The sequence below is a fragment of the Paenibacillus sp. BSR1-1 genome, assembly GCF_030403775.1.
Taxonomy (GTDB): Bacteria; Bacillota; Bacilli; order Bacillales; family Cytobacillaceae; genus Neobacillus.
This window is the reverse complement of record NZ_JAQMWQ010000001.1, coordinates 133,017-158,643: the sequence shown is the minus strand read 5'-3', so window position 1 is coordinate 158,643 and position 25,627 is coordinate 133,017. Positions and strand designations below refer to the sequence as shown.

The following is a 25,627-nucleotide window of genomic DNA, read 5'->3' as shown; positions in this document are numbered from 1 at the left end:
CCACAGGCGCTTTAGCGCCGAGGAGGCTCCCCGGACCGCCCGCGAACCGCTCGCGCCTGAAGCGGAAATCAACAGCTTAGTTTAACATTGTTTTTCAAAAAAAAGAGTTAATGCTTGAATTGACCAAGCTTGGCAAATTATAGTAAAAAGTATAGGTTTCTTTTGAAAGGAAAAGATATAAAGAAAACTGTTCTTACATATAAAGGAGGAAAGTTAATGGAGGGTGCAGTTGAAAAAGTAATCGAAATGCAAGGTTATAAACTCCATATAGTTGAAACAGATAAATATAAAACCAACACTTTTGTATGGAGGATGAAAGCTCCTTTAACAAAAGAGGATGTGACAAAAAGGGCGCTTCTGCCACAGGTCTTACAAAGCAGCACGGCCCAATATTCTTCCACGACAGCCTTACGTTCTTATTTAGATGAACTTTATGGTGCCACTTTGTTCGTGGATTTAGCCAAGAAAGGCGAATACCATGTAATGAGCTTCTCTTTGGAAATCGCCAATGAGAAATTCTTAAGTGATTCAGAGCCTTTATTAAAAAAGGGATTTGAATTATTGGCGGAAGTATTAACAAAACCAAACACCTCAGGTAACGCCTTTGATAAAGATACCGTTGAAAAAGAAAAGCGAACGCTAAAGCAGAGGATCCAATCCGTATATGATGATAAAATGCGGTACTCGAATGTTCGGTTATTAGAGGAAATGTGCAAGGGTGAACCGTATGCCCTTCAGGTAAATGGAGAAGCTCAGGATGTTGATGCAATTACTCCAGAAAATTTATATGAGTTTTATAAACAAGTCTTTTTAGAAGATGAAATGGACCTTTATATTATTGGTGATGTAAAAGAAGAAGAGGTTAAAAAATTTGCTTCAGAATTGCTTCAATTTGAAAATCGGAAACCAAAAGAGTGTGCAAAACAGGCAGTATCAAAAACTGAAAAGGTCAATGAGGTTAAGGAACAGCAGGATGTAAAGCAAGGGAAGCTAAATATGGGCTATCGAACCAATATTGTCTATGGTGATCCTGATTATTTTGCCCTGCAAGTGTTCAATGGCATCTTCGGTGGCTTTTCACACTCCAAATTGTTTATCAATGTCCGTGAAAAGGCTAGTCTTGCCTATTATGCAGCTAGCAGGCTTGAAAGTCATAAAGGTTTGATGATGGTTATGTCAGGGATTGATTTAAAGAACTATGATCAAGCAGTTGGTATTATTAACGAACAAATGGAAGCAATGAAAAATGGAGATTTTACTGACCAGGAATTGGATCAAACGAAAGCTGTAATCCAAAATCAAATTCTTGAAACCATTGATACCTCTAGAGGGTTAACGGAAATTTTATATCATAATGTCATTTCGGATTCGGATATTAGCCTTGACACGTGGCTTTCTGAAATGCAAAAGACTACGAAGGAAGAGATTACGGCGGTAGCGAAAAAAATTGAGCTTGATACGATTTATTTCCTAACAGGATCGGAGGCGGGTGCATAATGGAAAAAATTAATTTTGACCAGCTTCAAGAAGAGCTTTATCATGAAAAATTGCCCAATGGCTTAAACGTCTATATTTTGCCAAAGAAGGGTTTTAATAAAACCTATGCAACCTTTACGACAAAGTACGGCTCGGTCGATAATACCTTTGTCCCACTGGGCAAGGAAGAGTTTGTGACAGTTCCTGATGGAATTGCTCACTTTTTAGAACATAAATTATTTGAAAAGGAAGACGGGGATGTATTTCAGCAATTCAGCCGGCAGGGAGCTTCTGCCAATGCCTTTACCTCGTTTACCCGAACGGCATATTTATTCTCAAGTACATCAGATGTCGAAAAGAACCTAGAAACATTGGTTGATTTTGTTCAAGATCCTTATTTTTCTGAAAAAACAGTGGAAAAGGAAAAAGGAATTATCGGTCAAGAAATTACCATGTATGATGATAACCCCGATTGGCGCTTATATTTTGGTTTAATTCAAAACCTTTATAAGAATCATCCAGTTAAAATTGATATTGCCGGAACGATCGAATCGATTTCCCATATCACGAAGGATTGGCTTTATGAATGTTACAATACCTTTTATCATCCAAGCAACATGCTGCTATTTATTGTCGGGCCAGTGGACCCGGAACGCTTTATGACCCAGGTAAGAGATAACCAGGCCAAAAAAGAATACAAAGATATGCCAGAAATCAAGCGTAAATTTGATGAAGAACCATCAGATGCAGCAGAGAAAAAACAGGTGCTGCAAATGAATGTGCAAACGTCTAAATGTTTAGTGGGAATTAAAGCGCTTCACGTGAATCAATCCGGAAATGAAATGTTAAAAAATGAATTGACGATGAATGTCCTTCTTGATTTGCTGTTCGGCAAAAGCTCAGCAAATTTTGAACAACTTTATAATGAAGGATTAATTGATGAAACGTTTTCCTATGATTATACCCAGGAACAAGGCTTTGGCTTTGCAATGATTGGCGGAGATACTGGCGAACCTGATCAGCTTGCTGAAAAGCTAGAAAAAATGCTTATCGAGGCAAAGAATGGAGCATCCTTCACGGAAGAACAGTTAGAGAGGACCAAAAAGAAAAAAATCGGAGCATTTTTACGCGCCGTCAATTCACCAGAATACATTGCCAATCAATTTACACGATATGCATTTAACGATATGAATTTATTTGATGTTGTCCCAACGCTTGAAAAAATCACCTTAAAGGATGTACAATCACTGGCATCAGAGGTTATTTCGGAAGAACGTTTTTCTGTTTGCCAAGTAATTCCGAAAAACAAGAAATAAGAAAAGCGGAGGCGCCGCACAAGCAGGCGCTTTTTCGCTTTGTCAATTATTTAGAGAGAGTGACGAGAATGAAAAAATATGCATTGATCACGGGAGCAAGCGGCGGAATCGGCCAAGCGGTGGCATATAATCTGGCGGCAAATGGGTACAGCTTATACTTGCATTACAATCAGAATGCAGCTTCCATTAAAGCACTATTAGACAAGCTCGTTCCATTTGGCGGTGAATACATGCCGATTGGTGCTGACCTTTCTACACCGGATGGTTATAAACAAATTTGCCCGCACATCTTTTCGCTGGATGCGATGATCCATTGCGGCGGGAACAGTCAGTACGGCCTCCTTGTTGATTTGGAACAAAGGGATGCTGAAGCCTTATTAAATGTACATGTCCTTAATCCGCTAATGCTGACTAAAGAACTTCTCCCCAAACTTTTAAGTAAAGGGTCAGGCAGTATTATTGTCATTTCTTCCATTTGGGGACAAACAGGTGCTGCCTGTGAGGTAGCCTATTCAACGGCCAAAGGTGCTCAGATTGGTTTTGTAAAGGCGCTTAGTAAGGAGGTAGCCTTAAATGGCATTCGGGTTAATGCCATTGCCCCTGGAGCCATAAATACGCCAATGATCGAAGGGTTTTCAGAGGATGAGGTAAAAGGAATTGAATTTGAAATTCCAATGGGAAGATTGGGGCAGCCTGAGGAAATTGCTAAAAGTGTAGCCTTTTTGCTATCAGAAGAATCAAGTTATATCACCGGCCAAGTCCTTGCCGTTAATGGCGGCTGGTATACATAAAAGTTCACAAGTTTCGATGTATAGTTCATGCCTCCCCATCACAAAATAACCGTGTACCATTTTAAAGGAGGTAATTTACTATGTCAGTTTTAGATAATTGGAAACAGTGGGAAGGCTTTCTTGCTAACCGTCTCCATCATGCGCAAGAGGAGGGAATGAGTGAGGGGGCAATTAGCAAACTTGCTTATCAAATTGGTGATTATTTAGCAAACCAAGTCGAGCCAAAAAATGAGCAAGAAAGAATTCTATCAGACCTCTGGTCAGTTGCTGACCCACAAGAGCAGCAGGCAATTGCCAATATGATGGTTAAACTTATTAAGAATAATGAATAATCATTAAAAAGAGAGGAGGCTGCTCCTCTCTTTTTATTTCAGAAATATATTCCATGTTTTTTCTTTCATCTTACATCAAAATCATTTATGATAAGGTTTAGATAAAGATATATGAAAAATTTGTCGAAACTTCTTTAGGGGGTAAGCAGTTTTATGAAAAAAGAATGGTATTTAGAATATGAGATTCAAAAAAATCGGCCTGGACTTTTAGGCGACATTTCATCCCTCTTAGGAATGCTTTCTATTAATATTGTAACCATCAACGGAGTAGATGAAGGCAGACGCGGTCTTTTGATTTTAGCAAAAGATGACGATCAAATTAAACGACTTGAGTCAATTTTAAATACAATGGACACAATAAAATTAATAAAACTAAGGGAACCAAAACTGCGGGATCGGCTGGCTGTTAGACATGGTCGATATATTCAGAGAGATGCGGATGATAAAAAAACATTCCGCTTTGTAAGGGATGAGCTTGGCTTATTAGTTGATTTTATGGCAGAATTGTTTAAGCAGGAAGGGCATAAGCTAATCGGCATTCGCGGCATGCCTCGTGTCGGAAAAACAGAATCAATTGTCGCCTCAAGTGTTTGTGCCAACAAGAGATGGTTATTCGTATCTTCTACCCTTTTAAAACAAACAATTCGGAATCAACTAATTGAAGATGAGTACAATGCTGACAACCTATTCATTCTGGATGGAATCGTTTCTACACGCCGGGCAAACGAACGCCATTGGCAGCTTGTTCGTGAAATTATGCGATTGCCATCTGTTAAAGTAATAGAACACCCTGATATCTTTGTCCAAAACTCTGAGTACACTCTTGATGATTTTGACTATATTATCGAGTTGAGGAATAATGTTGATGAAGAGATTACATATGAGGTTGTGGACCAAAATAATTTATTCTCCGGATCTGATTTTGGAGATTTTGATTTTTAAAAATTGGAAGGTGTTAATAAAGTGACTGAACTAGGGAATCGACTAAAAGAAGCCCGAATAGAAAAAGGATTTAGCTTAGATGATTTACAAACGATGACGAAAATTCAAAAGCGATATTTAATCGGCATTGAAGAAGGCAACTATTCAAGTATGCCTGGGAATTTTTATGTCCGTGCTTTCATTAAGCAGTATGCAGAAGCACTTAACCTAAATCCTGATGAAATTTTTGAAACATATAAAAGTGAAATCCCTGCAAGCTTAAATGATGAAATCCCTCAACTTTCTAGGGTTAAAACCCATAAAGCTATTTCGGAAGGGAATTCAAAAATCTTTGATATCCTTCCGAAAGTATTAATTGGTGTTTTTGTCATTGGCGTTGCTGGTCTATTATATTATTTTCTTTATAATCATGCTGGTAAGGATTCCAATGAATCGTTAAGCAAAGATAACGAACAAGTTAAATTCGTTAAATCAGAGAATCTCGAAAAAGCAAAAGCCAATGAGCCTGAGAAGAAAGATTCTGAAAAAGTGAAGGAAACTAAAAAAGAAGAAGAGAAGACCCCAGTCGTAGAAGCACCTAAGCAGGAATTATCAGTTGTTCAAAGCAGTGGAAGGAATTCTACTTATTCGTTGAAAAATGCAGAAAAGTTTATTGTGAAATTGGTAGCAACCGGGAAATCTTGGGTTGGTGTTAAAAATAGCACGGGGAAAATGGTTAATCAATGGACTCTTGATAAAGATAAGCTTCCAAGCCAAACAGTAGATTTAACAGCAGAAAGCAATGCTGTAATTCGGGTTGGGAACGCATCTGGCGTTGAAATCTATGTGAATGACCAAAAGCTCGAGTACGCGGTCGCACCTACGCAAAATGTACAGAACATTACGATTCAATATGTTCCCAAAACCCAATAGTCATCTAGTGATGACTATTTTTGGCGTGCCTAATGGTTGTTGCGGTTGCTTATATAGGAGGATACACAAATGAATTTACCTAATAAAATTACGGTTTCAAGAATATTGTTAATACCCTTGTTCTTGATTGTCATGCTTGTCCCTTTTGATTGGGGTGACATGAATCTTCTTGGAGCAGATATGCCAGTAACTCATTTTGTTGGAGCGTTGATTTTTATCATTGCGTCGACAACCGATTGGGTTGATGGTCATTATGCCCGTAAATTGAACCTTGTCACGAATATGGGGAAATTTCTTGATCCGCTTGCTGATAAATTACTTGTTTCAGCGGCGCTTATTGTTCTCGTTGAGCTTAATGATATTTATGCACCATCATGGATTGTCATCATTATTATCAGCAGGGAATTTGCTGTAACAGGCCTGCGCCTCTTGCTTGCAGGAGAAGGGGAAGTAGTGGCAGCGAATATGCTTGGAAAAATTAAAACTTGGACTCAGATTATCGCGATTTCTTCGCTTTTATTACATAATATTATTTTTGCTATGATTCCATTTCGTTTTGATATCGTTGCGTTATGGGTTGCAATGATCTTTACGATTTGGTCCGGATGGGACTATTTTGCTAAAAACAGTCATGTTTTAAAAAATTCTAAATAGACTTGGAGGCGGTTTATAATGAATGCTGAGATTATCGCGGTTGGTTCGGAGCTGTTGCTCGGTCAAATTGTGAATACGAATGCGCGCTTTTTGTCTCAGCAATTAGCTGGGCTAGGTGTGGATGTTTATTTTCATACAGTCGTTGGTGATAATCCGGACAGGCTTAAGAAGGCGATTGAAATTGCTGAAAAGCGTTCGCAAATCATTATTTTTACCGGCGGTCTCGGACCGACTAAAGATGATTTGACGAAGGAAACGATTGCCCGCCATTTAGGCAAAGAACTGGCAATGGATGAAACGGCTTTAGCTTCGATTGAGGATTATTTCAAGCGGACAAACCGGGTAATGACGGAAAACAACCGAAAGCAGGCTCTTGTATTAGCGGGGTCGCATATTTTACCGAATGACCATGGGATGGCGCCTGGGATGGTACTCGAGCAGGGCGCACATATATATATGCTTCTGCCAGGGCCTCCAAAGGAAATGGAGCCGATGTTCCTTCATTATGGAAGGAAAGCACTTTCTCCTGATGGGGATTCCAATGAGAAGATTGTTTCGCGAGTTTTACGGTTTTTCGGTATAGGGGAAGCGGCATTGGAAACGGAGATATTGGATTTAATAGACGCGCAAAGCAATCCAACGATTGCTCCTCTTGCCGGAGATGGAGAAGTTACCTTAAGGCTAACAGCTAAGCATGTGGATGAAACTGTTGCGGGTTCTATGCTTGATGATGTGGAACGTAAAATAAATCAGCGCGTTGGCGAGTTTTTATATGGCTATGACAATACTTCTCTTTTGAATGAATTGACCAAAATGTTAAAAGAGAAGAAATTAACAATAACGGCTGCTGAGAGTTTAACAGGCGGGATGTTCCAAAAGGAAATTACCTCCGTATCAGGAGCTAGCTCTGTTTTTAACGGCGGTGTAGTATGCTATTCAAACGAAGTAAAGCATCAGGTTTTGAGGGTTTCAGCTGAGACACTTGATAAGTTTGGCGCCGTAAGTGAACAATGTGCTTTGGAATTGGCGGAAAACGCAGCGTCGATTTTTGGTGCGGATATTGGGATTAGTTTTACGGGTGTAGCCGGTCCTGATGAATTAGAGGGTAAGCCGGTAGGTACGGTTTATATAGGGATCGCGATAAAAGGAATGCCAACAGCTGTTGAAAAGCTTGTGCTTGCTGGCACTCGGGAAGCAAACAGGGTCCGTGCTGTTAAGTATGGATGCTATTATTTAATAAAGAAGTTGAAAGAATCACAGAATGCTTAATAAGGTTCTGTGATTTTTTTTATTGGTTAAGTTTGCGTTTTATTGCCCAAGAGCGGTGAAAAAGTGTTCGGACGGTAAATGAAAGATCTTACACCTTGAAAATCAGTTTTCAGTTAACTTCACGAAAAGTAGTTTTCTCTGCAAAAACATCAAGAAAAACCGTTTATCATGGGCATATTTGTCTGTTTTTCCAGTATAAATAGTTTAGAAAAAGGTCGAATGAATGTTCGATTTTTTGCTCGACAAATACCCAAAAAGAGGTTATATTATTAATAGGTTTTACTTGATAGATTTAAGTACTAAGCTTGTGTTTATATAGATAAGGGAGGAAATAATTCGTGAGTGATCGTAAAGCGGCCTTAGAAATGGCGCTAAAACAAATCGAAAAGCAATTTGGTAAAGGCTCAATTATGAAAATGGGTGAGCAAACAGAAACAAAAATTTCCACTGTTCCATCTGGATCATTAGCACTTGATACCGCACTTGGGGTAGGCGGATATCCTAGAGGACGTATAATCGAGATTTATGGACCAGAGAGCTCTGGTAAAACAACAGTAGCCCTTCATGCCATCGCTGAAGTCCAAGCAAAAGGCGGACAAGCGGCATTTATCGACGCTGAACATGCCCTAGACCCAGCATATGCCCAAAAATTAGGCGTTAACATTGACGAACTATTATTATCCCAGCCAGACACTGGTGAACAAGCGTTAGAAATCGCTGAAGCACTAGTACGAAGCGGAGCAATCGATATTATTGTTATTGACTCAGTAGCTGCTCTAGTACCAAAAGCAGAAATCGAAGGCGAAATGGGAGACTCACACGTAGGTTTACAAGCTCGTTTGATGTCTCAAGCACTTCGTAAACTTTCAGGTGCTATTAATAAATCAAAAACTATCGCTGTCTTTATCAACCAGATTCGTGAAAAAGTCGGTGTTATGTTCGGGAACCCAGAAACAACTCCAGGGGGACGCGCCCTCAAGTTCTATTCCACCGTCCGTCTGGAAGTACGCCGTGCTGAAGCCCTCAAGCAAGGCAATGACATAGTCGGAAACAAAACAAAAATTAAAGTCGTAAAGAACAAAGTTGCCCCTCCATTCCGTACAGCAGAAGTCGATATTATGTATGGAGAAGGAATTTCAAAAGAAGGCGAAACCATTGATTTAGGTTCCGAACTAGATATCGTTTCTAAGAGCGGTTCTTGGTATTCTTATAACGATGAAAGACTAGGCCAAGGCCGTGAAAATGCTAAGCTTTACCTAAAGGAAAATCCTAGTATCCGCCTTGAAATTCAACAAAAGATACGTGATCACTATGGCTTAGATGGCGATAAAACAGTGACTGAAGCTGATGATGACGACCAATTTGAGTTACTAGATCAATAAAATGAAGAGCAAAGCCCAGAAAAGGGTTTTGCTCTTTTTAAACAAAGTGGATAAAAATACATAAAAACTAATTATTATGAACACAATCCCAAGCAATAAAATTGAAGAAGAGATGTCGAATTCGAAATATTTCAAAAAGCTATTTGGACAAAACCTTGACAATGTATATTCCCACAATTACAATTAACATGTATATTTTACATTTTTGGAAATATGACAATTCGAAAAGCCTTAGTGCTTGCTGTATGTTGAGTCTAAACAATGTACATGCCGACACTTAAAAAATGTAACAAAAGTTCATAGCAAGAGGAGGTGTAACGATGGAACCAATTACTATCATCTCCATTTTGCTTGGCCTTATCGTCGGTGCCGTTGTTGGCTATTTTATTCGTAGATCCATTGCTGAAGCAAAAATAGCAGGAGCAAAGAATGCTGCAGAGCAGATTCTTGAAGATGCGAAACGTGATGCTGATTCATTAAAAAAGGAAGCCCTGTTAGAGGCAAAGGATGAAATTCACAAGCTTCGAACTGAAGCGGAGCGTGAGGTTCGTGAACGAAGAAATGAACTGCAAAAACAAGAAAACCGTTTACTGCAAAGAGAAGAGAATTTAGATCGAAAGGATGAAGCGTTAAATAAGCGTGAAATTCTATTAGAAAAGAAGGATGATTCTCTAAACCAAAGACAACAGCATATTGAAGAGATGGAAAGCAAAGTGGACGAGTTGGTACGAACACAACAAACAGAACTTGAACGAATTTCGAGCTTAACTCGCGAAGAAGCTAAGTCGATCATAATAGACCGCATGGAACAAGAACTATCCGTTGAAACTGCGGTTATGATCAAGGAAAGCGAAAATCGTGCAAAAGAGGAAGCTGATAAAAAAGCGAAGGAAATCCTTTCGTTAGCAATCCAACGTTGCGCTGCTGACCATGTTGCGGAAACGACAGTCTCTGTCGTCAACCTTCCAAATGATGAAATGAAAGGCCGTATCATTGGCCGTGAAGGTCGAAACATCCGTACACTTGAAACATTAACAGGAATTGATTTAATCATTGACGATACTCCTGAAGCTGTAATTCTATCAGGATTTGATCCTATTCGTCGTGAAACGGCCCGCTTAGCACTTGAAAAGCTTGTACAAGATGGCCGTATCCACCCTGCAAGAATTGAGGAAATGGTTGAGAAGTCTCGTCGCGAAGTGGATGAGTATATCCGTGAAGTGGGTGAACAAACCACATTTGAAGTGGGTGTTCATGGACTCCATCCAGATCTTATTAAAATTCTTGGCCGCTTAAAGTTCCGTACAAGCTACGGTCAAAATGTGTTAAAGCATTCCATGGAAGTGGCACAGCTTTCCGGGTTGCTTGCCGCTGAACTTGGTCAAGATGAAACATTAGCTAGACGTGCGGGATTGCTTCATGATATCGGTAAAGCAATTGACCATGAAGTGGAAGGAAGCCATGTTGAGATAGGAGTAGAACTTGCAACGAAATACAAGGAACATCCTGTAGTTATCAACAGTATTGCTTCACATCATGGTGATACAGAGCCAACTTCAACCATTGCGGTTTTAGTTGCTGCTGCTGATGCCTTATCAGCTGCAAGACCAGGTGCTCGTAGTGAAACGCTTGAAAACTATATTCGTCGTCTTGAAAAGCTTGAAGAGATTTCAGAATCCTATGAAGGTGTTGAGAAATCCTTTGCTATTCAGGCAGGCCGTGAAGTGCGGATTATCGTCAGACCAGATACAATTGACGATCTTGCAGCACATCGCCTTGCACGTGATATTCGCAAGCGAATCGAAGAAGAGCTCGATTATCCAGGACATATTAAAGTTACAGTTATCCGTGAAACACGGGCTGTAGAATATGCAAAATAAAGCGGTGCGCATGCACCGCTTTATTTTTTGAGGACTCTTATGCGATTAAATACTGGGCAACTGTGATACAATTTAATCATTACTATTTTTATTTACGAAAGGGCAATAACATGAATTTATTATTTATCGGTGATGTTGTCGGTTCACCTGGAAGAGATATGGTGAAGGAGTACTTGCCAAAGCTTAAAGAAAAATATCGTCCACATTTAACGATTATCAATGGCGAAAATGCAGCAGGTGGAAAAGGGATTACGGAAAAAATTTACCGTCAGTTTTTAGAACAAGGTGCTCAGGCTGTAACATTGGGAAACCATGCCTGGGATAATCGGGAAATTTTTGAGTTTATTGATACAGCCAAATATTTGGTACGGCCGGCAAACTTTCCTAAAGATACACCTGGGAAAGGTATTGTTTTTCTAAAAATCAATGAGTTAGAAGTGGCGATCATTAATCTGCAGGGACGCACCTTCATGAATCCTATTGATTGTCCCTTCCAAAAAGCAGATGAACTCGTTACCCTTGCAAAAGCAAGAACTCCCTTTATATTTGTGGATTTTCATGCGGAAGTAACAAGCGAGAAACAGGCAATGGGCTGGTACTTAGATGGAAGGGTATCTGCAGTTGTGGGAACCCACACACATGTCCAGACAGCTGATAATCGTATCTTGCCAGGGGGAACGGCCTATTTAACAGATGTGGGCATGACTGGCCCATATGACGGTATTTTAGGGGTGGAAAAAGAAGCCGTCCTTAAACGCTTCCTGACCAGCCTTCCAGTTCGGTTTGAAGTGCCTTCCGGGGGAAGAAACCAGCTTAGTGCCGTATTAATTGATTTAGACCGAAAAACAGGTCTTGCTAAAAAGATTCAACCAATTCTAATAAATGATGATCATCCATTTTATTCTTAAGAGCAAATCAGCAGATTTGCTCTTTTTATTTTCCTTTTTATCGTCCAAGCCGGAATATGTCAATTTCTAATTGAATATAGTAGCAGTGGAATGCTATATACCTGATTTGTTCATGAAACTGCTCATGCGGGATCGGGATTTTACAAGGGGGAGCTAGGGATGGAAATATTAAAAGTTTCAGCAAAATCTAATCCTAATTCTGTAGCTGGTGCACTTGCCGGAGTTCTGCGTGAAAGAGGTGCAGCGGAAATACAGGCCATTGGTGCGGGTGCATTAAATCAAGCCGTAAAGGCAGTAGCCATTGCTCGAGGATTTGTAGCACCTAGCGGAGTTGATTTGATCTGTGTCCCTGCGTTTACCGATATTTTGATTGACGGGGAAGAACGCACAGCTATAAAGTTAATTGTGGAGCCGCGTTAAAAGGAAGTTCAGTATACAAAACGCGGAGAAAACGAAGCACCATTACCTAAGCCTGTCTGGGTTACATCCAGCAGGTTTTTTATTTTACAGTTTTTTACAAAAATGGATACTAATTTTTTGCTTTGATACTTTTTTATTACAATTTTAAAAATATTATTTTGATATAGTACAACGAGGGATTGGAATATCCATTGGAATGTAGCTTAAGAAGTGGATATAATCGAAAAACTGCATAAAAAAAGAGGATTGAACTGTTGTTAATTATTTGACTAAGGTTGTAGTAAATATCAAAGTTGAAATAATAAAAAAATATACATAGTTTTGACAATATTTCGCTTGAAAGGGTTGCAATTTTGAGTCCATAGGTCTAGAATTGAAAGCGTTTAGTACGTATCCATTTTTCTAGATTTTAAGTCTTTAAAGCATTAAAATAACAAAATTCTAGTGATTTACTCGGAAAAGTGCTACACTATTAATGTTTAATTACTTATTTTTTACATATCCAAAGGGGTGTAAGTCATGATCAATCAACTTTCGTGGAAAGTTGGCGGACAACAAGGGGAAGGTATTGAAAGTACTGGGGAAATCTTTGCAATCGCACTGAATCGCCTGGGATATTACTTGTATGGTTATCGTCACTTTTCATCTCGTATCAAAGGCGGCCATACAAACAATAAGATTCGCGTGAGCACAACAGAGGTTCGTTCTATTTCTGACGATCTTGATATCCTTGTCGCGTTTGACCAAGAAACAATTGATTTAAATTACAAAGAACTTCACAGTAAAGGTGTTATCCTTGCTGATGCAAAATTTGATCCAAAAAAGCCTGAAGATACTGAAGCATCCATGTATGCGGTTCCATTTACAGAGATTGCTACTCAGCTAGGGACTTCTTTAATGAAGAACATGGTTGCTATTGGTGCAACATCTGCAGTATTAGACCTGGATATTCATGTATTTGAAGTAGTAGTTCGCGAGATTTTTGGCAAAAAGGGCGATCAAGTTGTTGCGAAAAACATGGATGCCATCAAAGCGGGCTTTGATTATATGAAAGAAAAAATGGATGCAAATGTTCCAACAATGGTACTTGAAAAAGCAGATGGTAAACATCGTATGTTTATGATTGGAAATGATGCGATTGCATTAGGCGCGATGGCTGCTGGATGCCGTTTCATGGCTGCATATCCTATTACACCTGCATCAGATATCATGGAATATCTTATTAAGAAATTACCTGCTGTTGGCGGTACAGTTATCCAGACAGAAGATGAAATCGCAGCTGCTACTATGACAATTGGAGCAAGCTACGGTGGGGTACGTGCTCTTACTGCTTCTTCAGGTCCTGGATTATCATTGAAAATGGAAGCAATTGGACTAGCTGGTATTACAGAAACTCCGCTTGTTATTGTGGACACTCAACGTGGCGGTCCATCAACAGGGCTTCCGACAAAACAAGAACAATCAGATTTAATGGCAATGATTTATGGTACACATGGTGAAATTCCGAAAATCGTTATGGCTCCAAGTACTGTTCAAGAGGCGTTCTATGATACTGCAGAAGCGTTTAATCTTGCAGAAGAATATCAATGCCCAGTCATCGTTTTATCTGACCTTCAATTATCATTAGGAAAGCAAACAGTTGAACCGCTTGATATGTCTAAAGTAGAAATTAGACGCGGTAAGCTCGTAAGTGAAGAACTTCCTGAAATTGAAAACAAAGGTTATTTCAAGCGTTATGAAGTTACAGCAGATGGTGTTTCTCCACGAACAATCCCAGGTATGAAAAATGGTATTCACCATGTTACTGGAGTTGAGCACGCTGAAACAGGAAAACCATCTGAATCTGCAACAAACCGTAATGCTCAAATGGATAAACGTTTCCGTAAGGTTGAAAATATTCGTTTTAACACACCTGTTTATAAAAATGCGCCACACGAGGATGCAGATCTGTTAATCGTTGGGTTTAACTCAACACGCGGTGTGATCGAAGAAGCGATGGGACGCTTAGAAAAAGATGGATTGAAAGTAAACCATGCTCAAATTCGTTTAATTCATCCATTCCCTTCAGACGAAGTGCTTCCACTTGTTCGTTCTGCCAAAAAAGTGATTGTTGTGGAAAACAATGCGACTGGACAGTTAGCAAATATCATGAAAATGAATATTGGTCATGCAGAAAAAATTAATAAATTCTTAAAATATGATGGGAATCCATTTTTGCCTCACGAAGTTCATTCAAAATGTAAGGAGTTGTTCTAAATGGCCACTTTTAAAGACTTTAGAAATGATGTAAAACCGAACTGGTGTCCCGGCTGTGGCGACTTCTCTGTACAGGCTGCAATGCAACGTGCGGCGGCAAATGTTGGTCTAGTACCGGAAAATTTAGCCGTCATTTCAGGAATTGGCTGTTCTGGTCGTATCTCTGGTTATATTAATGCTTACGGTTTCCATGGAATCCATGGCCGTTCACTACCGATTGCCCAAGGTGTTAAAATGGCCAATCGTGATTTAACAGTTATCGCTTCCGGTGGTGACGGTGACGGTTATGCAATTGGTATGGCTCATACCGTTCATGCCATTCGCCGTAACATTGACATTACTTACATTGTTATGGATAACCAAATTTATGGCTTAACAAAAGGACAAACATCTCCACGTTCGGCAGTTGGATTTAAAACAAAATCTACTCCGATGGGATCGATCGAACAATCCATTTCACCAATGGAATTGGCTTTAACAGTTGGGGCAACCTTTGTTGCACAAAGTTTCTCTACTGATTTAAAAGACCTAACAGCATTAATTGAAGCGGGGATTAATCACAAAGGCTTCTCATTAATCAATGTATTCAGCCCTTGTGTAACCTATAATAAAGTAAACACCTACGACTGGTTTAAAGAAAACTTAACAAAGTTAAGTGATGTTGAGGGATATGATGCATCAAACCGTGAAATGGCAATGCAGACATTAATGAAGCATAACGGCTTAGTTACTGGGCTCATTTACCAAAACACAGAGCGTCCATCTTATCAAGAATTACTAACTGGATACTCAGAAGCTCCGTTAGTGGATGCAGAATTAAATCTTGATCAAGCACACTTCGATAAATTAGTTGCAGAATTTATGTAATAATTATGAAAATCCCGGGAAAATGTATTTCTCGGGATTTTTTTTATTAATTAAGTGAAAAACATCACATATAACGTGTAAATTTTCCATTATCATTATTATTTGGCGGCGTTATTTTAAATACATAATTGTCTATATATCAGCGTGTTTACAGGGATTGCTATTGTTTTCAGTCTTGTAAACCTTTATACTATAATAATGTGCAGATAGAGCAATCGGCATCCTATCTTTATAGCACAGGTAAATAATGACAAACAATAATCTTATAGACGTATTTTATTTTTAAATGAAAGGGGTCTTTACACATGAATGAAAAGCAACGATTAGAAGGTCAGCAAGTAGCAGCTGCTAATTCTTCGGACAAAAAATCCGCCAAGGACTACAGCAAATACTTTGAGCAAGTCATTACCGCACCTTCTTTAAAAGATGCAAAAAAACGTGGTAAAGAAGAAGTTAAATATCATAATGATTTTGCTATTCCTGAGGAATTCAAAGGAATGGGTGAAGGCAGAAAGTTCTATATTAGAACATATGGCTGCCAAATGAACGAGCATGATACAGAAGTTATGGCCGGAATCTTTTTAGCATTAGGCTATGAACCAACTGACAACACAGAGGATGCAAATGTTATCCTTCTAAATACTTGTGCTATTCGTGAAAATGCGGAAAACAAAGTATTTGGCGAACTTGGCCACTTAAAAGCATTGAAAATGGAAAGGCCGGACTTACTACTAGGTGTATGCGGATGTATGTCTCAAGAAGAATCTGTAGTTAATAAGATCTTGAAAACGTATCAACAAGTTGACATGATTTTTGGAACTCACAATATTCACCGCTTACCAAATATTTTGCATGAAGCGTATATGTCAAAGGAAATGGTAATTGAAGTATGGTCTAAGGAAGGAGACGTTATTGAAAACCTTCCAAAGGTCCGCCGCGGAAATATCAAAGCATGGGTTAACATTATGTACGGTTGTGATAAATTCTGTACGTATTGTATTGTTCCGTATACACGTGGTAAAGAAAGAAGCCGTCGTCCAGAGGAAATTATCCAAGAGGTGCGCCATCTGGCAGCACAAGGCTACCAGGAAGTTACCTTACTTGGTCAAAACGTAAATGCTTATGGTAAAGATTTAGATGGCATAAACTATGGTTTAGGCGACTTGATGGATGAATTGCGTAAGATTGATATTCCAAGAATTCGTTTTACGACGAGCCATCCACGTGATTTTGATGATCGCTTGATTGAAGTTCTTGCTAAGGGCGGAAATTTAATGGATCATATCCATTTACCAGTTCAATCTGGATCAACAGATGTATTAAAAATTATGGCTCGTAAATACACAAGAGAGCTATATTTAGAGCTTGTTAAAAAGATTAAAGCTGCCATTCCAAATGTTGCTTTGACTACAGATATTATTGTTGGATATCCAAATGAGACGGATGAACAGTTTGAAGAAACGATGTCTCTTTATAAAGAAGTTGGATATGAATTAGCCTATACATTTATTTACTCTCCACGGGAAGGAACTCCTGCTGCCAAAATGGAGGATAATGTTCCAATGGAAGTGAAGAAAGCGCGGCTACAGCGTTTAAATGCTCTTGTAAATGAACTTTCACTCGAAGCAATGAAAAAGCACGAGGGTCAGGTTCTTGATGTACTTATCGAAGGCGAAAGTAAGAATAACCCTGATGTCCTTGCAGGTTACACTTCAAGAAACAAGCTTGTTAACGTCGTAGCTCCTAAAACAGCTATCGGAAAAATCATCAAGGTAAAAATTACAGAAGCTAAAACATGGTCATTAAACGGAGAAATGGTTGAAGAATTAGAAGCAGCAGAGGTGAAATAAGTTGGCGAAGTATACGAAAGATGATATCGTCGCTCGTGCTACAGAATTAGCACGTATGATTGCAGAAACAGAAGAAGTGGACTTTTTTAAACGGGCAGAAGCACAAATTCATGAAAACCCAAAGGTTAAAACATTAATTTCAGATATTAAAGGTTTGCAAAAGCAAGCAGTAAATCTTCAGCATTATGGGAAGCCAGAAGCATTGAAAAAGGTGGAAGACAAAATTGCATCTATTGAACAAGAGTTGGATGAAATTCCAGTTGTTCAGGACTTTAAGCAATCTCAAATGGATGTAAATGAATTGCTCCAGATTATTGCTTCGACCATTTCGAATACTGTAACCGACGAAATCATCATTTCCACTGGTGGGAATGTATTGATGGGGGAAACAGGTGCGAGCATGAAACATGGCGGCGAATGCAGCAGCCACGACGACTGCGATCACGATCATTAATCAATAGAGCCAGGCTTATATAATAAGCCGGCTCTATTTTTTTTTACCATTTTTAAAGTACAAGGCAAAAAGGCACATACCTAGTTAATGCGCATAAAATGAATCATATCTAAACATTTAACCAGTATTTCCAAAATTATATATCACACTAGTCTATAAATTAGCATAGGATGAATTGAAACTGAATGAGGAGGGTTCGCGCGAAATGGGAGATTACAGAGAGATATTTGCAAAAGCCGTCGTAGCGAAAGGACGTAAATTTACCCAGTCCAATCATACAATAAGCCCGGCACACAGTCCAACCAGCATCCTTGGCTGTTGGATTATCAACCATAAATACAACGCGAAGAAAGTCGGCAAGACTGTAGAGATACACGGTTCGTATGACATTAACGTTTGGTACTCTTTTAACGATAACACCAAAACAGAAGTAGTAACTGAACGTGTAACTTATACAGATGTCATTAAGTTAAAATACCGTGATCATGACTGCTTGGATGACAATGAGATTGTTGCTCGCGTGCTGCAGCAGCCAAATTGTACGGAAGCAGTCATCTCCCCAAATGGCAATCGCATCATTGTACATGTGGAAAGGGAATTCCTTGTTGAAGTGATTGGCGAAACAAAAATTTGTGTTGCCGTCTCTAAAAGCCATAAATGTGATGACGATGACTGGGGACCTGATGTTGACGACGAGGAATTTGAAGAATTAAATCCAGATTTCTTAGTCGGCGGGGAAGAAGAATAACATGAACTAGGAGGTTTTTACTTCCTAGTTTTTTTCTTTTTAATACGTGAATTTTTTCCAGCAAAAGGATGCACCTTAATTCTAGGAGGTGCAAAAATGGAACCGAGACAGCCTGGAAATAAGAAAATAGCTGATTTTAATCAGCTAAATGACAGAATAATCGCAGAAAGCTCATCAGAGCCCATGCTAGTCATCAAAACAAATCTTGACCCGAAGGATCCAACCGAAAATAATCCATATTATCATAATGAGGATGTAAAAAATCCAAAAGCATTTAAGGAATATTTCGAAGAATAAGAGGAGCCAGGATAACTTTATTCCTGGCTTTTTGTCCATTCTGATTTTAGCAATGATAATACATATGTATCATGATTTTGGTCATTTTGTCTTATATAGCCCCGCAGCAACCCTTCATTCGTAAAGCCAATTTTTCTTAGGAGATGTAAGGAGGCCTCATTTTCTGGATATACAACGGCCCCGATTCGATATAAGTCCAACTGGCCAAATGAAAAACTTAGTACCTCATTAATTGCCTCGGAGGCATACCCTTTTTTCCAAAAGGCTGGATGCAATTCATAGCCGATTTCGGCGCGTTTATTTTTCAAATTCAGGACATTTAAACCGATTGTACCAATAATCCTTTGATTTTCCTTCAGTTTGATTCCCCAGCGGATCCCGCGCTTTTCATGAAAGTTTTTCTGGAACATGTCAATTAATCGTGTAGCTTCCGCCTGTAAAATGAAGGGGTCGGTCCCATAAAATCTCGTAACTTCTTCTAATGATAAAATCTCATAAATGCTATCCATATGTTTATGCGTTATTTCAATTAATTTCAGTCTTTTCGTTCCTAAAGTGGGAAAATTCAAATGTTATCACCCCTTATGTATCAGTGTAATGGGTGATGTATTAAAAATAAAGATATTATCAATCTAGGAATAACATTTTTTCTTGCTTGAAGGTAAGATAAGATGAGAAAATAATTTTAACAAAGGCTATTTTCGCATAAATTGTTGTTTTTCGTATAAGTTTATAAACCCGTATAACTAGAAGCGTCGTGGCATCTTTTCGTAAGCACTCTTTGCGAAAATTGCCTAGGAACTTAGTAAATGAACCTTATTAGGTTCCAAAAGCAATAAAGGACGAAAAGAGCCTTAACAAAAGATGGCAGTCTTATTTTTTCTTGGATTGAGGGTGTGTAAATGAAGATAGGCAAATATATATCATTAATAGAGACCGAGTTATTACCGCAAATTTTTCTAACGACTCCGAGCCCTTTTGATCCTATCATTGTCGAAAATCGTTCAAGCTCTTGGAAAACGGTTGGAAGCGGTAATTACGCTGGCGTTTTTTCGAACGATATGAATCCTTTATTGGTTGTAAAGGTTTACGGAAGAGATCATGATGAGCTAAAAAAGGAAATTGATGTCTATAAAAAACTAGGGGACCATAAAGCATACTCTAATCTCTATGCATACAGTGACAGCTATTTAGTTTTAAAAAAAATTGACGGGATTACTTTATTTGACGCTTTAGTAAAGGGTGTACCAATTCCTGAAAGTGTAATTGAGGATATTGATAATGGGCTGGAATATGCTCGATCGGTCGGATTGAATCCCTTCGATGTTCACGGGAAAAATGTCGTCATGTCAAACGGACGCGGATATATCGTGGATGTGTCAGATTTCTACAAGCAGGGCTATTGCAGTAAGTGGGATGATTTGAAAAAGGCATATTACAAGATTTATAGACCTTTTCTTAAAAAATACCATCCTTCGATTCCTTTTTATGTTGTGGATGGTATTAGAAAAGGGTACCGTTTATACAGGAAATTTTTTCGAAAGGCGGGGAAAATGTGAATTTCCCTTTCTATATTTTCGGCATCCATCCTCATTGGTTATTTGAATCATTAGCATACTTTATTGGTTTTCGTGTGTATTTATACACACGAAATAAAGAAAGAATACCATTGGATAAAGCCTTATGGGTTATTGTTGGTGCCACTTTAGGTGCTGCCATTGGTTCGAAATTTCTCTATTGGCTGGAGGATCCGAACAAAACATTGGAAAACTGGGATAATCTTGTTTATCTAATTGAAGGGAAAACTATTGTGGGCGGTTTGTTAGGTGGATTAATAGGGGTTGAAATAGCGAAAAAATGGATCGGCTGGACTCGATCCACTGGTGATGATTTTGTTCTCCCATTAGCGGTTGGAATGATGATTGGGAGAATTGGCTGCTTTTTAACTGGTTTGGATGACCATACTTATGGGGTTGCTACGTCATGGATAACCGGTGTTGACTTTGGGGATGGTATCAAGCGCCATCCAACTCAATTATATGAGATTGTCTTCCTAGGGATTGTAGCCCTGCTGCTTTTTCGAATGAAAAAGATGAATATCGGCTGGGAAGGATTGCTGTTCCAGCTATTCATGTTAAGTTACCTCGTGTTTCGCTTTATGATTGATTTTATCAAACCAACTCCGCATCCATATTGGATTCTTAACAATATTCAGCTTGCCAGTTTACTAGGAATCGCATATTACATATGGCTTATACATAAAAAACTAACAGAAAAAAGGAGAGAAATCCATGCCTAACCGTCCCTATTTATTTTATGAGTTAACAAACAGTATTTGTTTGACCTGCTTACGGAAGGTGGAAGCGAAAGTTATTATTGAAAACGAAAAAGTTTTCCTCGTGAAGCACTGTATCCACCATGGAAGAGAAAAGGTTTTGATTTCAACGGATGTCGAATATTATAAATGGTGCCGTGAGTTCATCAAGCCTTCGGAAATGCCGTACCGCTGGAATACCCCAATAAAATATGGTTGTCCGTATGATTGCGGCCTATGCCCAGACCATGAACAGCACAGCTGTTTGACCTTGCTAGAAATTACTGAGAAATGCAATCTCCAATGTCCCATTTGCTATGCCGAGTCATCTCCCCATAAAGGAGGCTTCCGAAGTCTGGAAAAAATTGAATTTATGCTAGATAACATTATTAAAAATGAACGCAATCCTGATATAGTCCAGATTAGCGGCGGAGAACCGACTATACATCCGCAGTTTTTTGAAATACTTGATATGGCAAAATCAAGACCAATCAGGCATATCATGGTGAATACTAATGGGCTCCGTATTGCAAATGATAAAGAATTTGTGAAGCGATTGGCTGCCTATTCTCCAGGCTTTGAAATCTATCTTCAATTTGATAGTTTTGAAAAAGAAGCACTTGAGGAATTAAGGGGAGTAGATTTAAGAGATGTTAGACAAAAAGCGATCGAGAATTTAAATGAATATAATATTTCGACGACGTTAGTTGTGACTTTGAAAAAGGGGTTGAATGACCAGGAAGTAGGAAAGATCATTCAATATGGTCTGAAACAAAAGTGTGTCAGAGGAGTCACTTTCCAACCAATTCAAGCAGCTGGCCGGTTGGAAGATTATGATCCGTCAACCAATCGCTTAACGTTAAGTGAAGTCCGGCAAATGATTATCGACCAATCAAATGTGTTTGGCTCAAAGGATATAATTCCTGTTCCATGTCACCCGGATTGTCTTGCCATGGGTTACGCGCTTAAACTAAATGAAACAGTAACCCCGTTAACAGGATTAATTGACCCAAACATTCTGCTTGAAGGAGAACGGAATACAATCGTTTTTGAGCAGGACGATAATATTAAAAATATGATATTTAAATTGTTCTCTTTAAATCATTCACCAGATTCTTCGGCTTTGTCACTGAAAGATTTATTATGCTGTCTGCCAAAGGTAGCAATGCCTGGACCGATTGGCTATGACAATGTGTTCCGCGTCATCATTATGCAATTCTTAGATGCCTATAATTTCGATGTCCGCTCAGTCAAGAAATCCTGTGTTCATATCGCACATCCAGATGGCCGAATCATTCCGTTTGACACCTATAATTTATTTTACCGCGATGATAAAGAGCAGGAGCTTATAAAAATTCGAGCTGAGCTTGAGGGGAAAACTTTCATTAACGCTGAATAAAAAGGGAGTGGACGTATTTGAGTCAAAATCAGGGGAATCAGAAGGGCGGCTCCTTAAAAGACCTATGGATTGGAATTGGGATCACACTTGGTATTTATCTTTTTGGATTACTCGTATTATTATTAGGCTCACCAATATTTTTGGGATATGTGGTGATAGCCGCCATCGCACTTTTGGTGATCCCGATTGTTTGTTTCGCCAAGGGGAAGAAACGAATGGGGCAGGGGGCATTAATTGGGATTGGGTTAAATATATTGTTATTTTCCGCTTGTTTTGGAATCCTCATTTCCAATATATAGTTTGAATCTTCTCAATGGGCACTAAATTGATTATTTAATCATTACAATATCACTGTAAACATATTCATTAAATAGTATGTAAACAGGGAGTGGTCGATTAGATGGATGATCGTCAATTTCGTAACGCAATGGGGAAATTTGCTACAGGTGTAACAGTGGTGGCTGCACAAGTGGATGGCAAAGTGCATGGAATGACAGCAAATGCCTTCATGTCTGTCTCCCTTAATCCCAAACTCGTAGTTATCTCAATAGCTGAAAAAGCATCTATGCTGGAAAAAATAAAACAAAGCAAATCGTTTTCGGTGAATATATTGACTGCTGATCAGCAGGATTTGTCGATGATTTTTGCCGGGCAACTAAAAGAACATCGTGAAGTACAGTTTGACTGGCTGGGAGGAATACCCGTTTTAAATGGATCGCTTGCGCAAATTACCTGTGAAGTTTCAGCTGCTCATGTAGAGGGTGACCATACATTGTTTATTGGGAAAGTAAAAGAAATTAACATAGAGGATTCAGAGCCGCTTATTTATTTCAGTGGAAAGTATCGGAAATTAACAGAGGAATAATCTCTATTTTAGAAAAAGTCTTTCAACTATAATTTTACCTGAAACCTAATTCCGAAAAATGCGCCGATAAATCAGGCGCATTTTTTGTGTTTTGAGAAATAATGATGTTTACACATGGTTTCATTACTCCTTATAGTTTAATTGAAATATATGGAAGAGACTTATCTGGACAAGAACAGAATTCTTACTTTGTTTAAATCTGTCTGTAATTTTTTGATTATTCCCTATAGTTTTTCTATTAAAAATATTTTAGAATTTAAGTAGGGTCATTATATGAGTCTATCAGAAATTGCAAAGTTAGGACATGTTTTATCAGCAAAACATACTATTTACAGCGGACGTTATCGCGCATTAGCTGAAGAAAAAACTGTTACAGTTTAGTTATAAGCTTTAATGGGGGGCATCACTAATGGATATTCAAAAAGCAGCAACTGCCTTATTAGAGGCGGAAATCCACAAAAAACCGATTGAGCCTTTCACATCATCACCTGAAGTTATTTCTGTTGATGATGCCTATCAAATCCAGCTTCAGCAAATCCGTCGGAAGGTAGAAAATGGTTCGGTGATTGTTGGAAAAAAAGTTGGCCTTACAAGTAAAGCCATGCAGGATATGTTTAATGTAAATCAACCTGATTATGGCCATATTCTAAATGACATGATTTTTGACGATGGTGAGAGCATTCCGCTAGATCGATTTATTCAGCCGAAAGTCGAATTTGAAATTGCCTTTGTCTTGAAGAAAGATTTACAGGGCCCTGGAATTACTTTAAAAGATGTAATCGATGCAACAGATTATGTTGTTCCGGCACTTGAAATCATCGATAGCAGAATAAAGGACTGGCAAATCAAGTTCGAGGATACAGTAGCTGACAATGGTTCATCAGCAGGTGCGGTAATCGGTAAAAAAACGACCCCAATCAATGGTCATGACCTCGCGAGAATTGGGATGAGAGTTTATAAAAACGGTGAATTTTTTGATTCTGCAGTCGGAGCAGAGGTAATGGGACATCCCGCCCTTGCGGTTGCCTGGCTGGCCAATGCGCTCAGCAGCTATGGAATTTCTCTTCATTCAGGAGAATTCATTCTAGCTGGAGCACTTTCAAAGGCTGTTGGCCTCGAACCTGGTGACACTTTCACTGCAGAATTTGATCATCTTGGTTCAGTATCTGCAACGTTTAAATAGGAAGTGGAATGAAGACTCCTTGTATGCAGAATGTAAGGAGTCTTTATATTAACTAAATTTTGAATAATTGGAGGAGACAGGAAAATGGGAATACAGGTTGTAAGATTTGAAAAAGACAAAAAAGAACGATGGGGAGTTCTTTCAGGCGAAAATATTAGTGTATTACAAGGTACATATAACAGCTTAGCTGATTTTTTGGAAAAGGGGAAAGAGGAAGCAGTAAAAATTAAAGAACAGGTAAAGGCAGAGAGCATCTCATTAAATGAAGTAACCTTGTTGAGTCCGGTGACCAAGCCGGCGAGAATAATTTGTCAGGGTGTAAATTACGCTACACATCGTTCAGAGACAGGAATGGAAGAAGCAAGGCCGCCTTTTAATATGATTTTTAGTAAGGCCGATAGTTCTTTGTGCGGTGCATATAGTGAAATTATTCGCCCATTGAATGTAAAACTGCTGGACTATGAACTTGAACTAGGCCTGGTAATTGGAACGGATATTACGGAACAAGTGGAAGTGACAGACGAAAATCTTCATCATTATATTGCCGGTCTAGTGATTGTTAATGACGTTTCTGCACGTGATGTTCAATTGCCTCAGGGCCAATGGCTAAAAGGAAAAAGCTTTCGTACTTTTTGTCCTGTTGGCCCTTATCTTTACTTGCTTGAAAAAGATGAACTGCCACTGATTCACGACCTTCAGCTCAACCTTTGGGTAAATGATGAATTAAGGCAGTCCTGCAATTCTAGTCAACTACTATACAAACCTGCAGAAACCCTAACCGAACTCTCAGAGGTTATGGATCTATCTCCAGGGGATTTGATCGTAACCGGCACTGGCGGCGGGGTAGCACTGAATCTTTCAACAGAAGTAAATGCGCTGCTATCAAACTTGTCTGTCCCATTTCAGCAAAAGCTGGACTTGCTTGTGGAGAAGCAATTAGAGGGCGGTAAATACCTAAACGATGGGGATACCATTCGCTGCCAAATAAAAAGTACAAATGGAAAAATTGATCTTGGCGAGCAAACAAATAAAGTGGTTAAGAGCCTAAACCTTGTTCGTTCAAAATAGACCCTATTCACACTTGAATTGAATCCGTATTAGGAAAAAGGTGA

General features: G+C 38.9%; 26 protein-coding genes. 25 read left to right on the top strand and 1 reads right to left on the bottom strand.

Annotated elements, in window-relative coordinates:
* The first annotated feature begins 216 nt into the window (after positions 1–216).
* From yfmF to PH210_RS00670, 18 genes are all read left to right on the top strand, one after another.
* On the top strand, positions 217–1,497 hold the full coding sequence (gene yfmF / locus PH210_RS00755; protein WP_289982248.1) for an EF-P 5-aminopentanol modification-associated protein YfmF: 1,281 nt from the start codon (positions 217–219) through the stop codon (positions 1,495–1,497).
* Positions 1,497–2,792: an EF-P 5-aminopentanol modification-associated protein YfmH gene (gene yfmH / locus PH210_RS00750; protein WP_289982247.1), complete on the top strand. Its 1,296-nt coding sequence runs from the start codon at positions 1,497–1,499 to the stop codon at positions 2,790–2,792. The genes yfmF and yfmH overlap by 1 nt, the downstream gene beginning before the upstream one ends.
* A gap of 68 nt (positions 2,793–2,860) precedes the next feature.
* Positions 2,861–3,583 (top strand): elongation factor P 5-aminopentanone reductase, encoded by a 723-nt coding sequence (gene ymfI / locus PH210_RS00745; RefSeq protein WP_289982246.1) that lies wholly within the window; start codon positions 2,861–2,863, stop codon positions 3,581–3,583.
* Between the two features lie 80 nt (positions 3,584–3,663).
* Positions 3,664–3,915, top strand: a complete 252-nt coding sequence (locus tag PH210_RS00740) for a DUF3243 domain-containing protein (RefSeq protein ID WP_289982245.1) — start codon at positions 3,664–3,666, stop codon at positions 3,913–3,915.
* Positions 3,916–4,068: 153 nt separating this feature from the next.
* Positions 4,069–4,857, top strand: coding sequence for a DUF3388 domain-containing protein (locus PH210_RS00735; protein WP_223588453.1), 789 nt, complete (start codon positions 4,069–4,071; stop codon positions 4,855–4,857).
* A 21-nt stretch (positions 4,858–4,878) separates the two neighbouring features.
* Positions 4,879–5,769, top strand: coding sequence for a helix-turn-helix domain-containing protein (locus tag PH210_RS00730; RefSeq protein ID WP_289982244.1), 891 nt, complete (start codon positions 4,879–4,881; stop codon positions 5,767–5,769).
* Positions 5,770–5,838: 69 nt separating this feature from the next.
* Positions 5,839–6,423: a CDP-diacylglycerol--glycerol-3-phosphate 3-phosphatidyltransferase gene (gene pgsA / locus PH210_RS00725; protein WP_289982243.1), complete on the top strand. Its 585-nt coding sequence runs from the start codon at positions 5,839–5,841 to the stop codon at positions 6,421–6,423.
* Positions 6,424–6,441: 18 nt separating this feature from the next.
* Positions 6,442–7,692 (top strand): competence/damage-inducible protein A, encoded by a 1,251-nt coding sequence (locus PH210_RS00720; protein WP_289982242.1) that lies wholly within the window; start codon positions 6,442–6,444, stop codon positions 7,690–7,692.
* A 338-nt stretch (positions 7,693–8,030) separates the two neighbouring features.
* Positions 8,031–9,074 carry a recombinase RecA gene (gene recA, locus PH210_RS00715; protein WP_289982241.1) on the top strand — a complete coding sequence of 348 codons (1,044 nt, stop codon included), beginning with the start codon at positions 8,031–8,033 and terminating at the stop codon, positions 9,072–9,074.
* Positions 9,075–9,394: 320 nt separating this feature from the next.
* Positions 9,395–10,954 carry a ribonuclease Y gene (gene rny / locus PH210_RS00710; protein ID WP_223588444.1) on the top strand — a complete coding sequence of 520 codons (1,560 nt, stop codon included), beginning with the start codon at positions 9,395–9,397 and terminating at the stop codon, positions 10,952–10,954.
* 110 nt (positions 10,955–11,064) lie between these two features.
* The gene (locus PH210_RS00705) at positions 11,065–11,862 is read left to right on the top strand and encodes a TIGR00282 family metallophosphoesterase (RefSeq protein ID WP_289982240.1); all 798 of its coding nucleotides are present in this window, start codon (positions 11,065–11,067) and stop codon (positions 11,860–11,862) included.
* Positions 11,863–12,021: 159 nt separating this feature from the next.
* Positions 12,022–12,282, top strand: coding sequence for a stage V sporulation protein SpoVS (gene spoVS / locus PH210_RS00700; protein ID WP_038541258.1), 261 nt, complete (start codon positions 12,022–12,024; stop codon positions 12,280–12,282).
* Positions 12,283–12,801: 519 nt separating this feature from the next.
* A complete protein-coding gene (locus PH210_RS00695) occupies positions 12,802–14,538 on the top strand; it encodes a 2-oxoacid:acceptor oxidoreductase subunit alpha (RefSeq protein ID WP_289982239.1) in 1,737 nt (578 codons plus the stop codon).
* The gene (locus tag PH210_RS00690) at positions 14,539–15,405 is read left to right on the top strand and encodes a 2-oxoacid:ferredoxin oxidoreductase subunit beta (RefSeq protein WP_289982238.1); all 867 of its coding nucleotides are present in this window, start codon (positions 14,539–14,541) and stop codon (positions 15,403–15,405) included.
* 305 nt (positions 15,406–15,710) lie between these two features.
* On the top strand, positions 15,711–17,255 hold the full coding sequence (miaB, locus tag PH210_RS00685; RefSeq protein WP_289982237.1) for a tRNA (N6-isopentenyl adenosine(37)-C2)-methylthiotransferase MiaB: 1,545 nt from the start codon (positions 15,711–15,713) through the stop codon (positions 17,253–17,255).
* Between the two features lies 1 nt (position 17,256).
* Positions 17,257–17,709 (top strand): YlbF/YmcA family competence regulator, encoded by a 453-nt coding sequence (locus tag PH210_RS00680; RefSeq protein WP_289982236.1) that lies wholly within the window; start codon positions 17,257–17,259, stop codon positions 17,707–17,709.
* A gap of 205 nt (positions 17,710–17,914) precedes the next feature.
* Entirely contained in the window at positions 17,915–18,457 is a 543-nt protein-coding gene (locus PH210_RS00675; protein WP_223588432.1) for an outer spore coat protein CotE, read from the top strand.
* Positions 18,458–18,553: 96 nt separating this feature from the next.
* A complete protein-coding gene (locus PH210_RS00670) occupies positions 18,554–18,754 on the top strand; it encodes a hypothetical protein (protein WP_289982235.1) in 201 nt (66 codons plus the stop codon).
* A 17-nt stretch (positions 18,755–18,771) separates the two neighbouring features.
* Here PH210_RS00670 and PH210_RS00665 read toward each other — a convergent pair whose 3' ends face one another.
* Positions 18,772–19,323, bottom strand: coding sequence for a GNAT family N-acetyltransferase (locus PH210_RS00665; RefSeq protein WP_289982234.1), 552 nt, complete (start codon positions 19,321–19,323; stop codon positions 18,772–18,774).
* A 333-nt stretch (positions 19,324–19,656) separates the two neighbouring features.
* Here PH210_RS00665 and PH210_RS00660 point away from each other — a divergent pair, with 333 nt between their 5' ends.
* The 7 genes from PH210_RS00660 (at position 19,657) to PH210_RS00630 (ending at position 25,583) form a co-directional block, all read left to right on the top strand.
* A complete protein-coding gene (locus tag PH210_RS00660; RefSeq protein ID WP_289982233.1) occupies positions 19,657–20,313 on the top strand; it encodes a serine/threonine protein kinase in 657 nt (218 codons plus the stop codon).
* Positions 20,310–21,053, top strand: a complete 744-nt coding sequence (locus PH210_RS00655; protein ID WP_289982232.1) for a prolipoprotein diacylglyceryl transferase — start codon at positions 20,310–20,312, stop codon at positions 21,051–21,053. The genes PH210_RS00660 and PH210_RS00655 overlap by 4 nt, the downstream gene beginning before the upstream one ends.
* Complete coding sequence (locus PH210_RS00650; RefSeq protein ID WP_289982231.1) at positions 21,046–22,467, top strand: radical SAM protein; 1,422 nt, start codon at positions 21,046–21,048, stop codon at positions 22,465–22,467. The genes PH210_RS00655 and PH210_RS00650 overlap by 8 nt, the downstream gene beginning before the upstream one ends.
* 17 nt (positions 22,468–22,484) lie before the next feature.
* On the top strand, positions 22,485–22,766 hold the full coding sequence (locus tag PH210_RS00645; RefSeq protein ID WP_289982230.1) for a hypothetical protein: 282 nt from the start codon (positions 22,485–22,487) through the stop codon (positions 22,764–22,766).
* 101 nt (positions 22,767–22,867) lie between these two features.
* Positions 22,868–23,332 carry a flavin reductase family protein gene (locus tag PH210_RS00640; protein WP_289982229.1) on the top strand — a complete coding sequence of 155 codons (465 nt, stop codon included), beginning with the start codon at positions 22,868–22,870 and terminating at the stop codon, positions 23,330–23,332.
* A 409-nt stretch (positions 23,333–23,741) separates the two neighbouring features.
* Positions 23,742–24,515, top strand: coding sequence for a 2-keto-4-pentenoate hydratase (locus PH210_RS00635; protein ID WP_289982228.1), 774 nt, complete (start codon positions 23,742–23,744; stop codon positions 24,513–24,515).
* Between the two features lie 84 nt (positions 24,516–24,599).
* A complete protein-coding gene (locus tag PH210_RS00630) occupies positions 24,600–25,583 on the top strand; it encodes a fumarylacetoacetate hydrolase family protein (RefSeq protein WP_289982227.1) in 984 nt (327 codons plus the stop codon).
* Positions 25,584–25,627 lie beyond the last annotated feature (44 nt).